The sequence below is a fragment of the Leisingera sp. ANG-DT genome, from assembly GCF_000813785.1.
GTDB lineage: Bacteria > Pseudomonadota > Alphaproteobacteria > Rhodobacterales > Rhodobacteraceae > Leisingera.
On sequence record NZ_JWLE01000004.1, the window covers coordinates 39,664 to 53,390 of the forward strand.

Sequence of the window (13,727 nt, forward strand, 5' to 3'; positions counted from 1 at the left end):
TTCTCAGCTGGTTGAACGCTTGGAGCCGGAAATTCGTGCGGCTATCGCACGGTATCCCGGGCCCGCGGCGGGGCGCAGGGGCTTTCGCCTCGAGCGCCGTGCAGGCTATGACTATGCCATGCTGTCCCGCCCCTTTTTCATCGGATCCGAAATCTACCGCGGCTCTTCCTATGGCCGCACCCATCCCTTGCGGGTGCCGCGGGTTTCCACCGTGATGGACCTGTCCCGTGCGCTGGGCTGGCTGCCGGATGAGGTCTATGTGAATTCCCCCCGCGCCAAACCCGCGGCGCTGACCATCTGGCACACGCCCGAATATGTCGCCGCGCTGCAGGCGGCGGAGGCTGCGCAGGAAGTGAGTGCAGAGGTGCGCGCACGGCATCATCTGGGCACCATTTCCAATCCTGTATTTCCGGAAATCTTCCGCCGCCCGGCCACCGCCGCGGGCGGGTCGATCCTGGCAGGTGAGCTGCTGGCGGAGGGCGGCATCGTCTACAATCCGGCAGGCGGTACGCACCATGGAATGCCGGACCGAGCCAACGGGTTTTGCTACTTGAACGATCCGGTGCTGGCGATGCTGTCCCTGCGCCATCACGGCGCGCAACGGATCGCCTATGTGGACATCGACGCCCATCACGCCGACGGGGTGGAGCACGGCTTTGCCGGCGATCCTGACGTGCTGATGATCTCGGTGCATGAGGAAAACCTCTGGCCCAAGACCGGCATGCTGGCCGAGGATGCGGGCGGATCAGCGCTGAACCTGCCGGTGCCGCGCGGCTTCAACGATGATGAAATGGCCCATATCCGCGATGAATTGATCCTGCCCGCGGTAGAGGCGTTTGGCCCGGATGCCATCGTGCTGCAATGCGGGGCGGATGCCGTCACTGAAGACCCGCTGCCGCATCTGGATCTGTCGAACAACGCCCATTGGACGGTGGTGCGGGCGCTGATGGGGATGGCGCCGCGCTATCTGGTGCTGGGCGGCGGTGGCTATAACCCGTGGTCGGTCGGGCGGCTCTGGACCGGGGTCTGGGCCACGCTGAACGGGTATGAGGTGCCGGAGCGATTGCCTGCAGCGGGCGAAGCGGTGCTGCGCGGGCTGGAGTTCAACGGCAACCGGCTGGGCCGCAACCCGCCGGAGCATTGGTTCACGACGTTGCGCGACCAGCCGCGCGGCGGAGAGGTCCGGCAGGAAATCCGGGAGCGGGTGGCCTATCTGCGTGACAGGCATTTCAGGGGCTAGCGCAGCATTGGCAGAATGCCAGGCGCAGACTGCGTCTTGTTAAGACGTGACCAGAAACTTCAGCACCGCAAAGCCGACGATGGCCGCATAGCCGATGGGGTAGATCCACTTCAGCGCGTAGTTGTCGAGCTTCCGGGCCAGGGTCTCGCGCCCGGCCAGTTTAAGCCGGCGCAGCACCACGTTGAAGACGATGACCGCACCGGTGGCAAGGAACATCCACTGCAGGATGAAATCAAGAAAGGTCAGGTATCCCAGCTTAGGCAGGTCCGCTGAAATCGCCCAGTTGAAGGCGACAAAGACCAGCAGGTTCGCACCTGAGATTTCGATCCGCTTGCGGTACTCGTCGAGGAAAAAGACCGACCAGCTGACGGCGATCAGCACCAGCATGGGAAGGAACACCCGGATCAGGTAGTAGGTGATGTGCCTGCTGCCTTCGAACACCAGCGTGATCTGGTCGCTGTCATTGCCGGAGATCCCTTCGGCGTTGGACTTGATCAGGCGCGCATTCCCAAGGATCCATTCCTCCTCGCCCAGCAGATCGCCCAGCCCAGAGTGGTCGTTCAGGGGGTAGTAGCTCACGAATTCCGCAGGCAGAACTGAGGCGACTTCGAATTGAAACCGCTGGGTGTCGAACGGGTATTTTCTGAAATCGAAATACGGGGCCTGCAGCGTCAGCGAGGATTTTTCAACATAGACCACATGGCCGTCTGAGCGGACACCGGCTGCGGATTGGTGGATCCAGCGGTTGGATTGCTGGTTCTGGATCACGAAAACCGGAATAATCGCACCGGCAGACTTGGCGTAGTCCGCCAGCGCATCGGGCTGGAATATGCGGTAGTTCCGCCCGAACGCGCCGGCATCGAATGCCAGCGCCGGGTCTGTCCATTCGGCCCGGATGACCGCAACTGCCCCATAGTTTTCAGACTTCTGATCGACGTTGACGATCTGGTCGATCTTGATGCCGATGCCCACTTCCAGCGGGGCTTCGGGTTGTCCGGTCAAACCTTCCAGCCTGCCCGAAAGCTCCTGCTGTGCCCAGGCTGGCCAGGCAAGGCAGGAAAAACACACCGCAGCCAGAGCCAGAAGGCGGATGAGAGGCTGGAAGATACCGGAAACAATCATACTCAAGCTGCCAATTCACAAGGGAAACCGCGAAGCCCGGCCAGCGGGGGCTGCGCGGCAGTACTGTTACTCCGCCCAGCTTAGCGCGCTAAGGTCAATCGCGGCAGTGGGCGCGTTTTCCCACAGCCCTTGCAGCCCTGACTTGGCCACCCCCAGCTTGGCCAGCTGGAACAGGTAGCCGTTCACATAATCCGCTGCGATCACCTCCTGCGCCTCCTGAAGGATGGCGGTGCGGGTGTCCGGATCGGTGGTGGTATTCAGCTTTGCCATCAGTTCCTGAAACGGCTTGCTGTCATACTGGAAGTAATAGTCTGGCCGGGCATAGATGCCGATGTCCATTGGCTCGGTATGACTGATGATCGTGAGGCCAAAGCTTTTGCCGCGGAACACGCTTTCCAGCCATTGAGCCCATTCGACGTTGATGATCTCGGCCTTGATGCCCACGGCGGCCAGCTGCGCGGCAACGATCTCACCGCCGCGGCGGGAGTAGGAGGTCGGCGGCAAGTGCAGGGTGGTCTCGAACCCATCCGGGAAACCCGCCTCCGCCAGCAGCACCTTGGCCTGTTCCGGGTCGTATGAGGACATGCCGGTCAGATCCTTGTAGGCCGGGTGGTGCGGCGCGAAATGGGTGCCGATCGGGGTGCCGTAGCCGAACATGGCGCCGTCGATGATCGCCTGCCGGTCGATGGCATGGGCCAGGGCCTGCCGCACCCGGATGTCATCAAACGGCGGCTGCTTGTTGTTGGTGGACAAGATCGTTTCGCCCTCGGTCGAGCCGACCAGCACCTGGAACCGCGGGTCTGCGTCGAACTGCGGCAGGTTCTCCGGCGCCGGGAAGTTGTCAAAGGCGTCGATATCCTCGGCCATCATTGCGGCGAATGCAGCGGTGGGGTCGGAGATGAACTTGAAGGTGGCCGAGGCCAGCGCAGGCTGTTCGCCCCAGTAATCCGGGTTGCGCGCCAGCGTAATGCGGTCGCCTTGCACCCATTCTTGGAAGGTATAGGCGCCGGTACCGATGGGATTGGTTTTGATGTCTTCGATGCTTTCCGGTGCGACGATCACCGCATCGCCCCAGGCCAGGTTGAACAAGAGGCTGCCGTTCGGTGCCTCCAGCGTGACCTGCACGGTCTGCGGGTCCAGTGCCTCCACCGAAGCGATCCCCTCGAACAGCGCCTTCTGCGCGTTGGTGCTGTCCTCAGCGCGGGCGCGGTCGAGCGAGAATTTCACGTCTTCCGCATCCAGCGTGCTGCCGTCGTGAAAAGTCACGCCCTCACGGAGCTTGAACGTATAGACGGTGCCGTCCTCGGAAATTTCCCAGTTTTCCGCCAGCGCCGGCACCACCGAGCCATCGCCCATGAAGCGCGTGAGCCCCTCGAAGACATTGCTGTAAACCACCGAGTCGATGGCCTGCGCGGCGGCGCTGGTCGGGTCCAGGTGCGGCGGCTCCAGCTGCAGGCCGATGGTGACGCTGTCCTTGGCCCAGGCGCCGCCCGCTACCAGAGCCAGCGCGGAACTGGCGGCAAAAACAAAGGATCTGAAACCCATCTGAAATCTCCCTGTGTGCAATCTGCGGGCCGGAAAACGGCGCCTATTGGAAACGAGTTTCCCTGTTTCCCGTGCGTAATCAAGGCCGGGCGGCATTTCGCGCACTGGAAGCACGCGGCGTTAATTGGTAATCCGTGTCCACTCTAAGAACCGCGGACAGGACAGCCATGAGCGCGACAGCCAAGAAACAGGCGCCCAACGCCGAAGACATCCGTGCCTGCAAGGGCGGCACTCCTTTGGTGAGCCTGACGGCCTATACCACGCCGATGGCCCGGCTGATGGACAAGCACTGCGACTTCGTGCTGGTTGGCGACAGTGTCGGCATGGTGCTGCACGGGCTGACCTCCACCCTGGGCGTCACAATGGAGATGATGATCCTGCACGGCCAGGCGGTCGCGCGCGGTCTGAACCAGGCGATGCTGGTCATCGACATGCCGTTCGGGTCTTACGAGGAAGGCCCGCAGCAGGCGTTCCGCAACGCCGCCCGGCTGATGGCTGAAACCGGCTGCGCCGCGGTCAAGCTGGAAGGCGGCGTCGAGATGGCCGAAACCATCCGCTTCCTGGTCAAGCGCGGAATCCCGGTGATGGCGCATATTGGCCTCACGCCGCAGTCGATCAACACCCTGGGCGGCTACAAGGTGCAGGGGCGCGCTGCGCAAGCCGATGCCGTGCTGGCCGATGCCCGCGCGGTGGCTGAGGCCGGGGCATTTTCCGTGGTGCTGGAGAAGGTGCCGCAGAAACTGGCCGACAAGATTACCGCAGAGGTTGCAATTCCCACCATCGGCATCGGCGCCAGCGCCGGCTGCGACGGGCAGATCCTGGTGGTTGATGACATGCTGGGCTTCTTCACCGCGTTCAAGCCGAAATTCGTCAAACGCTACGCCGATCTTGGCCCGCTGGCTGAGGCAGGCATTGCCGAATACGCCGCCGAAGTGCGGGCACGCAGCTTCCCCGCAGCGGAGCATGTGTTCGCTGATCAAGCGCCTTCCAAAGGATGAGTGCCGACATGACTGCTCCGATCCTGCGACGTCTGTCTGACTTGCGCGCCCAGACGGCAGACTGGCGCCGCAACGGTGAAACCATCGGTCTGGTGCCGACTATGGGCGCGCTGCACGCCGGCCATCTGTCGCTGGTGGAGGCCGCCAAACAGGCTTGCGACCGCGTGATCGTGACCATCTTCGTGAACCCCAAGCAGTTCAACAATCCGGAAGATCTGGCGAACTACCCGCGTACCGAGAACGAGGACGCGGAGAAGCTTGCGCCCTACGGCGTTGACCTGATCTATGTGCCGGACCCGGACCAGATCTACCCTGACGGCTATGCCACCAATGTCTCGGTCGGCGGCAGCATCACCGCGGTGATGGAAGGCCCCTTCCGCCCCGGCCACTTCGATGGCGTTGCAACGGTGGTCGCCAAGCTGTTCCTGCAAACCAGCGCGGACAAAGCGTTTTTTGGCCAGAAGGATTATCAGCAGCTGATGGTGGTGACCCGCATGGCGCGCGATCTGGACATCCCGATTGAGGTCATTGGCTGCGAAACCGTGCGAGAGCCGTCGGGCCTCGCCATGTCCTCTCGCAACCTGCGGCTTTCGGAGGAGGCTTTGGCGAAAGCTGCGGCCCTTAACGCCGCGATGCGCGAAGCTGCCGCCAAGGCGTCCGAGGGCGAACCCTGGGCGCCGCTGGAGGCCGCCGCGCGTCAGGCGCTGGCTGAGGCGGGGTTCGGCGACGTGGAATACTTCGACCTGCGCTGCGCTGAAACACTGGAGGCGCTGGACACTCCAACCCGTCCGGCACGCCTGCTGGCCGCGGCCTGGATGGATGGCATCCGCCTGATCGACAATATCGCAGTATTGAAACTAAATTCTTAGTAGGGGCTGGTAGCGGTAGCACCTTTGCGTTTATTGTCCCCGGTCAGAGGAGACTGGAGGGCAGCCGATGACCTATATTCTGGCAATTGATCAGGGCACCACGTCGACCCGGGCAATCCTGTTTGATGCAGGCATGCAGGTCGCGGGCACCGCGCAGCAGGAGTTTACCCAGCATTACCCGCAGGCGGGCTGGGTGGAGCATGACCCGGAGGAGATCTGGGAAACCACCGTCGCGGTCTGCCGCAAGGTGATGGCGGATCTGGAGGTCTCTGCCGCGGATATCGCGGGCATCGGCATCACCAACCAGCGCGAAACCACCGTGGTCTGGGACAAGGCCAGCGGCAAGGCGATCCACAACGCCATCGTCTGGCAGGACCGCCGCACCGCCGCCATCTGCGAACAGCTGCGCGAGGCAGGCCACGCGGAAATGGTAGCGGACCGCACCGGGCTGCTGCTTGATCCCTATTTCTCCGGCACCAAGGTGAAATGGATCCTCGACACTGTTCCGGGCGCCCGCGACCGTGCCGCGGCAGGCGATCTGCTGTTCGGCACGGTGGACAGCTTCCTGATCTGGCGCCTGACCGGCGGCGCGTCGCACGTCACTGACGCCACCAACGCGGCGCGCACGCTGATGTATGACATCCGCAAGGGCCGCTGGAGCCGCACCATCAGCGATCTTCTGGATGTGCCGCAGCAGATGCTGCCGGAGGTGAAGGACAGCGCCGCTGATTTCGGCACCACCGATCCGGAAATCCTGGGCGGTCCGGTCCCGATTCTGGGCGTGGCCGGCGACCAGCAGGCGGCCACCATAGGCCAGGCCTGTTTCCAGCCAGGGATGATGAAATCCACTTACGGGACGGGCTGCTTTGCGCTCTTGAACACCGGGGATGAACCGGTTGTGTCCAAGAACCGGATGCTGACGACCATTGCCTATCAGCTCGACGGCAAACCGACCTATGCGCTGGAAGGCTCGATCTTCATCGCCGGCGCCGCGGTGCAATGGCTGCGCGACGGGCTGGGGATCATCGAACAGGCGTCGGAATCGGGTGAACTGGCCCTGCGGGCCGATCCGGGCCAGGACGTGATCCTGGTGCCCGCCTTCACCGGCCTCGGCGCGCCCTATTGGGAGCCGGAATGCCGCGGCGGCATGTTCGGCCTGACCCGCAATTCCGGCCCGGCGGAGTTTGCCCGCGCCGCGCTGCAAAGTGTCGCCTATCAGACCCGCGACCTCTATGAGGCGATGCGCGCCGACTGGGAGGACGACAGCCACCACACCGTGACCCTGCGCGTCGATGGCGGCATGAGCGCCAGCGACTGGACCATGCAAAGCCTGTCGGACATCCTGGGCGCCGCCGTCGACCGCCCGGTGATGCAGGAAACCACCGCGCTGGGCGCTGCCTGGCTGGCCGGTATGCGGGCCGGGATCTATCCGGACCAGACGGGGTTTGCGGATACCTGGAAGCTCGATCGCCAGTTCTCGCCGCTGATGCAGCCCGCGGCTCGGCAGGCGGCCTATGCCCGCTGGCAGCGCGCAGTGCAGGCGGTGATTGGCGTGTAACCACAGGGGCAGGGAGGGGGCTCCCGCCTGCTCCGCCGCGTTTGCAGAATGCGCCTCACAGTTGGGCGAGGCGCCGCGGTTTGCGCGGCGTTCTCGTTTTGCTGAGAAGCGGATTGTGTGTGCGGTCTAGCTGACGTGGGCGCCTGCCGGGATGGTAGCAGAGCGGGCATTCAGCTCTTTGATGGAAAAGCCCGCAATGGACTTGTACTTGGCGGCGTGGGCGGCCAGCTCAGCCTTGGGGATGACCTCGCCGATGTCAGCAAAGTCGCCACCGCAGAGATCTTCGACCCGCTGCAGCACCCCGTCCGGCCCGCCGCCCGCGCGGTTGGCGAGGCTCACCGCTGCCGTCACTGGGCGCACCTCTGCCTCATAGGCCTTGAGCGCCGCGGCAGTAACCCCGTGCTCCAGCAGTTTCGCGCCGATCACCCGCGCGTCGACGATGGCCTGGCTGGCGCCGTTCGATCCCACCGGGTAGGTTGGGTGCGCGGCGTCGCCCATCAGGGTGGTGTTGCCTTGGGTCCAGCGCGCCAGCGGGTCGCGGTCCACCATCGGGTATTCATAGACCACTTCCGCCCCGCGGATCAGGGCCGGCACGTCGATCCAATCGAACTGCCAATCCTCGAAATCCGGCAGAAACTCCTGAATGTCCGCAGGCCGGTTCCAGTCCTCCCGGCGCCAAGGGGCGGAGGGATCAAAACTCTTTTCCGCAATCCAGTTCATGGTGACGCGGCCATCACTATCCGGCGCTGAGATCGGATAGGCCACCAGCCGCAGATGATCGTGGCCGATCATTGCCATTGCTGCGCCGCCCTTGAAAGCGGGCGCTTGGGTGGTGGCCCGCCACAGGATGCGGCCGTTCCAGATCGGCGCGCCCTCATCCGGCGCCATCTGCGCACGCAGGGCGGAGTGGATGCCGTCCGCTGCCACAACCAGGGACCCTTCCAACCGCCGCCCGTCCGCCAGTAGCAGCGCTGCGCCTTCGTTTGTGTTTTCAAACCCTGCCGCCCGTGCGCCGGTCTCAATGCAGTCCGCACCGGCACGCTCTGCCAGGGCGCGGTAGAGCATCATCTGCAGCGCTCCCCGGTGCACCGAATACTGCGGCCAGGCATAGCCCGCACCGGTACCGCGGGGCTCTTCCCAGATCGTCTTGCCCAGCTTGCTGTAAAACCCCAGTTGCCGGGTGCGCACACCGATGGCGTCCAGCTCTGCTTCCAGCCCCAGTTCGAACAGCTCCCGCACCGCGTTGGGCTGCAGGTTGATGCCAACCCCCATCGGCTTCAGCTCCTGCGCGGCCTCGAAGATGCGGAAGGGCACTCCGATCTGATGCAGCGTCAGCCCGAGGGTCAGGCCGGCAATTCCACCGCCAGAGATGAGAATGGGCATGATAAGCATACTCGCTAGTTTTGCGCGCAGATAACCACGGCATACGGGGCGGAGCAAGCAGGCAGGGAAGGAAAGAAGTCAGCGCCGTCCGGCGATGATCAGGTCGGGGCCAAAGATCACATCGGCGTAGTTGTGCAGGTAGATCTTCAGCCAGGGGGTGAAGCGTTCCGGATGGCGGCTCACCTCCGCCAAGAGGTCGTGGTAGTCGACCCAGCGGGTCTCCATCACCTCATCCGGGTTGGCGGCAATCCGCAGCGGCCGGTGGGCATGGGCGAGGAACACATCCACGGCCTCATGCTCGACCAGCCCGTTGCCGACATCGGCGCGGTATTCCAGGTGGTGGCGGAATTCAGGATAAAGGCCGGTCAGCCCCAGTTCCTCATTCATGCGCCGCACGGCACAGGCCGAGGGCTGTTCGTCCCACATCGGGTGGGTGCAGCAGGTGTTCGCCCACAGGCCCGGCGTGTGGTATTTCCCCATCGCCCGGCGCTGCATCAGGATTTCCACGCCCTTCACCACAAAGACAGAGACCGCCTTGTGCTTCAGTCCGCGCTCATGCGCAGCCAGCTTGTCGACCGGGGTCAATTCACCGTTCACCCAGGCGGGGATCATATGGCTCATGCTGTGTCCGTGGCAGTTTTCTGTTCTGCGGCCTGCCGCATTCCGGCGGGTATAGCAACTACCGCTAACGTTTGCGGGCACGGAAAGCAATTACGCGAAAAGCCGCGGCTAAAATGCCGCGGCTTCAGGGCCGTTTTTGACGGCTTCAGGGCTTATTCGGTGGCGGCTTCTGCACCTTCCTCAGCGGCAGCTTCCTCCGCTGGGGCGGGGCCGTTGCTGGCCAGGAAGGCATATATGTCCTCGCCGCCCTTCTTCAGGCGGAACGACATTTTCGACTTGGCCTTGCTGTCGCCGGTTTCAGCCTGCAGGAATTTCTTAGGGTCTGCCGCGAAGGCGACGAATTTCTCTTCGTCCCACACCAGTCCGGCTTCGCCAGCGGCAACCAGGTCATCGCTGTAGTTGAAGCCATCGACGGTGCCCGCCTGACGGCCTGCCAGGCCCCACAGGTTCGGGCCGGTCTTGCCGCCCTTGACGATCACATCGCCCGCGTCGGACACCACCATGTGGCACGACTTGCACTTGTTGAACCCCTTCTCGCCCTTGGCCGGGTCGCCTTCGGCAAAGGCAGGGGCGGCGAGGAGGCCGAAAATGGCGGCAGTCAAAAGAGGTTTCATATTGCTTGCTCCAGTCTATGAGTTGGCAGGTGTGACTCATGATTTATTAGCCGGCAGTGTCAACCGGCAGTTTGACGCGCATCAAAGTCCCGGCAGGAAGCTGCGGTGTTTCAAGGCTCGGCCCAGCAGGGCAGCAGGTCGCCTGGTTCAGGCCGGGCGAGATAGACCGCGCGTGCGATGGCACGGCTCAGGCACAGCGCGGCAGCATGGGAGAACTGGCCCAGTTCCGCGTCCGGTGCGTCCAGCGCTCTGGCGCCGGTGCTGGCGGCAAAGACCAGATCGCCGTCGCCGGGGCAATGGGCAGGCAGGATGGCGCGGCCGATGCCGTCATGGGCCGCCGTGGCCAGCCGCTGGCATTGCGCCTTGGAGAGTGCCGCGTCGGTGGCAACGATGGCGATGGTGGTATTGGCCCCCTCCGGCGGCAGCGGGGCGCCGCTCAGTTTCTGGATCGCTTCGACCTTGCGGCTCTGCTGGCTGCGGCCCAGCCCGGAGGCGGTATCAGGCCCGATCCCGCCGAATTCATCGCCGATTTCAAACGGCGCGGCCCAGAAATGCCGCTCCCCCGGGGTGGTGACGGCGCCCAGCGGATTGGCTGCAACCAGGGCGCCAACGGTGACTCCGCTGTCCAGCACCAGCGATGCAGACCCCAACCCGCCCTTCAGCATCGCCGTCAGCGCGCCGGTGCCAGCGCCTGCGGTGCCAAGTTCGAATTCTTCCGCCGCCGCCTCAAAAGCCGCCCGGCCCAGGGCGCGGTAGGGGTTCTGGTCCCAGCCCTTATCCCCGCCGTTCAGCAGGTCAAAAAGAATGGCGCCCGGCACCAGCGGCACCCGCACCGGGCCGACCGGAAAGCCGCGGTCCGCCTCATGCAGCGCGTCCATCACACCGGAACAGGCATCCAGCCCGAAGGCAGAGCCGCCCGACAGCACCAGCGCATCGATCCTGGCGACCGATTTGTCGGGTGCCAGCAGATCGGTCTCCCGCGTGCCCGGCGCACCGCCCATCACATGCACCGAAGCAGTGAAGGGTTTGTCCGCCGTCAGCACCGTGGCGCCGGATTTCAATGCCGCATCCTGGGCGTTGCCGACGAGAATGCCGGGCACGTCGGTGATCAGGTTCCTGGGACCGGGGAGCATGGCGGGACGTCCTTTATCTGGGGAGTGCGCTGGCGCGCGCGGCCTCCGGCGGGAGTATTTGAAGAAAGATGAAAAGGCCGGGTCAGATCCGCGGCTTGGGGGCTGCGGTTGCCGCATCGCCGGTGTTCGGCTCACCCTTCGGCTCAATCAGCAGCACTTTGCATTCCTGATCGGCGCGGGGGCGGTGTGTGACGCCCTTGGGGACCACGAACAATTCGCCCGCGCGCACGGTCCGGGGCGGCTCACCCTCGATATCCATGACCATCTCCCCTTCGAGCACCAGAAAGAAGTCGTCGGTGTCCGGGTGATGATGAAAGGGAAATTCGCCCTGAAACTTCACCACCATCACATCGTTGCCGTTGTATTCCGCCACCACATGCGGGTCCCAGTGGCTGGAGAACATCGCCAGCTTTTCTGCCAGATTCACAGGTCTCATATGCAGCGCCCTCCGTCTACTTCCATGGCAACGCCGGTCACCATGCTTGCCTCATCCGAGCACAGGAAACAGGCCGCGTTGCCCATGTCCTCCGGCGTCGAAAAGCGGCCGATCGGGATGGTGGACAGGAACTTGGCGCGCATCTCCGGGGTGTCTTCGCCCATGAAGGATTTGAGCAGCGGTGTTTCCCCCGCCACCGGGTTGATTGCATTGACCCGCACGCCGTGCGGCGCCAGTTCCACCGCCATGGTTTTGGTGGCTGTGATCATCCAGCCCTTGGAGGCATTGTACCAGTTGAGATTGGGGCGAGGCGACACGCCGGCGGTGGAGGCGACGTTCAGGATCGCGCCGCGTTTGTTTGCCTTCATATGCGGCACCAGCGCACGGGCGGTCAGGTAGACCGACTTCACGTTTACGCCCAGCACCCGGTCGAAATCCGCCTCGCTGATCTCCTCCAGGGGGCTGGGCAGGTGAGTGACGCCTGCGTTGTTCACCAGGATATCCAGCTGGCCGAAGGCCGCCAGCGCTGCCTCTGCCATTGCGCTGACCGATGAGCCATCCGCGACATTTACTGTCTGCGTAATAGCATTGCTGCCCAGCTCCGCTGCCATTGCCTCTGCTGCCGCACCATTGATGTCTGCGATCATCACCCGTGCGCCTTCCGCCAGGAACTTGCGTACGATGCCTGCGCCAAAGCCCGAGGCACCGCCAGTCACGATGGCGGTTTTTCCGTTCAGCCGCATGATTTCCCTCCCGCATTGTTTGGCGTCAGCATGGGCGGAGAGGAAGGCGGGTGCAATCCCCGGATCAAGCCCGGATCAATCCGGGTCGATCTTACCGCGCGTCGCTTTCAACTCACCGCGCTGCTTCTTGGCGTCCAGCCGCCGCCGGACTGAACCGCGGGTGGGTTTGGTGGCGATCCGCCGCTTCGGTGCCACCAGCGCCTTGCGCACCAGTTCCGCCAGCCGTTCGCGCACGATCTCGCGGTTTCTTTGCTGGGACCGCGTTTCGTCGCATTGCAGGATGATGGCGCCGTCCTTGGTCCAGCGCCGCCCGGCCAGCCGTTTCAGCCGCGATTTGACCGCGGGCGCCAACGCAGGCGAGCGCTCGGCCTCGAACCGCAGCTCAACGGCGGTCGCCACCTTGTTCACATTCTGCCCGCCGGGACCCGAGGCGCGGATGAAGCTCTCGGTCATTTCCCAGTCGTGCAGGGTAATCTGGTCGTTGATGCGGATCATGGCTTGGGTGGTTTGCGGAAGGGGACCTTAAAATCGAAAGGGCTGTTCCACACGCGGGGAACAGCCCTTCGAGATGATAGGAGGTGCACCGGTTAGGTCAGCACCAATTCAGTGATCTATACGTACCAAGGGCTGCCTCGGCCGCACTCCTTCTGAACTGTTCCGGCACTGCTCTCCATAGCTTCTCTAGACAATGGGCACCTCCTTTCTGATGTTTCGTGTAAGCCCAGCCTGCCACAGATTCGGCAGATGTCAAAACAAAATCATGTGGTCTTTGCGGACATCTTACGCACGATGATGCGGAAGGGCACAAGCGCGAGCAGCGCAAGCGACAGTTTCACCAGCCAGTCTGCGAAGGCCAGCGAGACCCAATAGGGCACCACCGGCCCCTGTCCGATCAGCGGCAGCATGTCGCCCGCCCAGGACACATCATTGGCCGGTTCGATCCAGGCGAGCGAGACGGAAAAGGCGACGGTGAAGAAGATCGCGGTGTCCACGGTGGAGCCGATCAGGGTGGAAGCCAGCGGCGCCCGCCACCATTTCCCCTCGCGCAGTGCGGAGAAGATGGCAACGTCCAGCATCTGTGCCGTCAGGAACGCGAGGCCGGAGCCAAGCGCGATGCGCAGCGTCACCGCCGGGTAGGTGAAGCCGTCGCCTTCGAGCATCACCTGCGTGCCGATGAGCGAGCAGATCACCCCGGTGACGAAGCCCGCCACCACGACCTTGCGCGCGGCGGCAGCGCCGTAGACGCGGTTCATCACATCGGTGACCAGGAAAGCCACCGGATAGGTGAAGGCGCCCCAGGTCAGCCAGTTGCCGAACAGGAATTGCACCAGGACGTTGGAGGCCACCACCACGGCGGCCATGGCAAGAATGCCGGGAATATGCGAGCGGGTCATGCGCAGGATCCGTTTGTTTCGGGGCCGCAGAGAGGGCTCCGCAGCAAAAGACCGGATCCCTTAGACTGCCT

At 63.8% G+C, this 13,727-nt stretch carries 14 protein-coding genes; 4 read left to right on the forward strand and 10 right to left on the reverse strand.

Features of this window, described 5'->3' with window-relative positions:
- Positions 1-118 precede the first annotated feature (118 nt).
- Complete coding sequence (locus RA21_RS04635; protein ID WP_039146852.1) at positions 119-1,240, forward strand: acetoin utilization protein AcuC; 1,122 nt, start codon at positions 119-121, stop codon at positions 1,238-1,240.
- Positions 1,241-1,279: 39 nt separating this feature from the next.
- Here the strand turns inward: RA21_RS04635 and RA21_RS04640 are convergent, their stop codons facing one another.
- Together RA21_RS04640 and RA21_RS04645 are read right to left on the reverse strand one after the other, a co-directional pair.
- On the reverse strand, positions 1,280-2,242 hold the full coding sequence (locus RA21_RS04640; RefSeq protein ID WP_241483473.1) for a hypothetical protein: 963 nt from the start codon (positions 2,240-2,242) through the stop codon (positions 1,280-1,282).
- 186 nt (positions 2,243-2,428) lie between these two features.
- Positions 2,429-3,907 carry an ABC transporter substrate-binding protein gene (locus RA21_RS04645; RefSeq protein WP_039146857.1) on the reverse strand — a complete coding sequence of 493 codons (1,479 nt, stop codon included), beginning with the start codon at positions 3,905-3,907 and terminating at the stop codon, positions 2,429-2,431.
- 167 nt (positions 3,908-4,074) lie between these two features.
- Between RA21_RS04645 and panB the strand changes: the two genes are divergently transcribed.
- The 3 genes from panB (at position 4,075) to glpK (ending at position 7,332) form a co-directional block, all read left to right on the forward strand.
- The gene (panB, locus tag RA21_RS04650) at positions 4,075-4,905 is read left to right on the forward strand and encodes a 3-methyl-2-oxobutanoate hydroxymethyltransferase (RefSeq protein ID WP_039146861.1); all 831 of its coding nucleotides are present in this window, start codon (positions 4,075-4,077) and stop codon (positions 4,903-4,905) included.
- Between the two features lie 8 nt (positions 4,906-4,913).
- Positions 4,914-5,774: a pantoate--beta-alanine ligase gene (panC, locus tag RA21_RS04655; RefSeq protein ID WP_029204698.1), complete on the forward strand. Its 861-nt coding sequence runs from the start codon at positions 4,914-4,916 to the stop codon at positions 5,772-5,774.
- Between the two features lie 67 nt (positions 5,775-5,841).
- A complete protein-coding gene (gene glpK / locus RA21_RS04660) occupies positions 5,842-7,332 on the forward strand; it encodes a glycerol kinase GlpK (protein WP_039146864.1) in 1,491 nt (496 codons plus the stop codon).
- Positions 7,333-7,458: 126 nt separating this feature from the next.
- Here glpK and RA21_RS04665 read toward each other — a convergent pair whose 3' ends face one another.
- From RA21_RS04665 to RA21_RS04700, 8 genes are all read right to left on the reverse strand, one after another.
- Positions 7,459-8,715, reverse strand: a complete 1,257-nt coding sequence (locus RA21_RS04665; protein WP_039147050.1) for a flavin-dependent oxidoreductase — start codon at positions 8,713-8,715, stop codon at positions 7,459-7,461.
- A gap of 78 nt (positions 8,716-8,793) precedes the next feature.
- The gene (idi, locus tag RA21_RS04670; RefSeq protein ID WP_019295038.1) at positions 8,794-9,336 is read right to left on the reverse strand and encodes an isopentenyl-diphosphate Delta-isomerase; all 543 of its coding nucleotides are present in this window, start codon (positions 9,334-9,336) and stop codon (positions 8,794-8,796) included.
- A gap of 152 nt (positions 9,337-9,488) precedes the next feature.
- Positions 9,489-9,950: a c-type cytochrome gene (locus RA21_RS04675; protein WP_019295037.1), complete on the reverse strand. Its 462-nt coding sequence runs from the start codon at positions 9,948-9,950 to the stop codon at positions 9,489-9,491.
- Positions 9,951-10,060: 110 nt separating this feature from the next.
- The gene (locus tag RA21_RS04680; protein ID WP_039146867.1) at positions 10,061-11,083 is read right to left on the reverse strand and encodes a P1 family peptidase; all 1,023 of its coding nucleotides are present in this window, start codon (positions 11,081-11,083) and stop codon (positions 10,061-10,063) included.
- An 82-nt stretch (positions 11,084-11,165) separates the two neighbouring features.
- Positions 11,166-11,519, reverse strand: coding sequence for a cupin domain-containing protein (locus tag RA21_RS04685; RefSeq protein WP_039146870.1), 354 nt, complete (start codon positions 11,517-11,519; stop codon positions 11,166-11,168).
- Positions 11,516-12,262, reverse strand: a complete 747-nt coding sequence (locus RA21_RS04690) for an SDR family oxidoreductase (protein ID WP_039146873.1) — start codon at positions 12,260-12,262, stop codon at positions 11,516-11,518. The genes RA21_RS04685 and RA21_RS04690 overlap by 4 nt, the downstream gene beginning before the upstream one ends.
- A 75-nt stretch (positions 12,263-12,337) precedes the next feature.
- Positions 12,338-12,757 (reverse strand): alternative ribosome rescue aminoacyl-tRNA hydrolase ArfB, encoded by a 420-nt coding sequence (gene arfB / locus RA21_RS04695; RefSeq protein ID WP_039146876.1) that lies wholly within the window; start codon positions 12,755-12,757, stop codon positions 12,338-12,340.
- A gap of 263 nt (positions 12,758-13,020) precedes the next feature.
- Positions 13,021-13,656 (reverse strand): queuosine precursor transporter, encoded by a 636-nt coding sequence (locus tag RA21_RS04700; RefSeq protein WP_039146879.1) that lies wholly within the window; start codon positions 13,654-13,656, stop codon positions 13,021-13,023.
- Positions 13,657-13,727: the final 71 nt, after the last annotated feature.

Bases quoted from the DNA above. Each gene is read 5' to 3' on its own strand.
- RA21_RS04635 (WP_039146852.1), top strand. From the start codon at position 119: ATGCTGTCCCGCCCCTTTTTCATCGGATCCGAAATCTACCGCGGCTCT.
- RA21_RS04645 (WP_039146857.1), bottom strand. From the start codon at position 3,907: ATGGGTTTCAGATCCTTTGTTTTTGCCGCCAGTTCCGCGCTGGCTCTG.
- panB (WP_039146861.1), top strand. From the start codon at position 4,075: ATGAGCGCGACAGCCAAGAAACAGGCGCCCAACGCCGAAGACATCCGT.
- panC (WP_029204698.1), top strand. From the start codon at position 4,914: ATGACTGCTCCGATCCTGCGACGTCTGTCTGACTTGCGCGCCCAGACG.
- glpK (WP_039146864.1), top strand. From the start codon at position 5,842: ATGACCTATATTCTGGCAATTGATCAGGGCACCACGTCGACCCGGGCA.
- RA21_RS04665 (WP_039147050.1), bottom strand. From the start codon at position 8,715: ATGCCCATTCTCATCTCTGGCGGTGGAATTGCCGGCCTGACCCTCGGG.
- idi (WP_019295038.1), bottom strand. From the start codon at position 9,336: ATGAGCCATATGATCCCCGCCTGGGTGAACGGTGAATTGACCCCGGTC.
- RA21_RS04675 (WP_019295037.1), bottom strand. From the start codon at position 9,950: ATGAAACCTCTTTTGACTGCCGCCATTTTCGGCCTCCTCGCCGCCCCT.
- RA21_RS04680 (WP_039146867.1), bottom strand. From the start codon at position 11,083: ATGCTCCCCGGTCCCAGGAACCTGATCACCGACGTGCCCGGCATTCTC.
- RA21_RS04685 (WP_039146870.1), bottom strand. From the start codon at position 11,519: ATGAGACCTGTGAATCTGGCAGAAAAGCTGGCGATGTTCTCCAGCCAC.
- RA21_RS04690 (WP_039146873.1), bottom strand. From the start codon at position 12,262: ATGCGGCTGAACGGAAAAACCGCCATCGTGACTGGCGGTGCCTCGGGC.
- arfB (WP_039146876.1), bottom strand. From the start codon at position 12,757: ATGATCCGCATCAACGACCAGATTACCCTGCACGACTGGGAAATGACC.
- RA21_RS04700 (WP_039146879.1), bottom strand. From the start codon at position 13,656: ATGACCCGCTCGCATATTCCCGGCATTCTTGCCATGGCCGCCGTGGTG.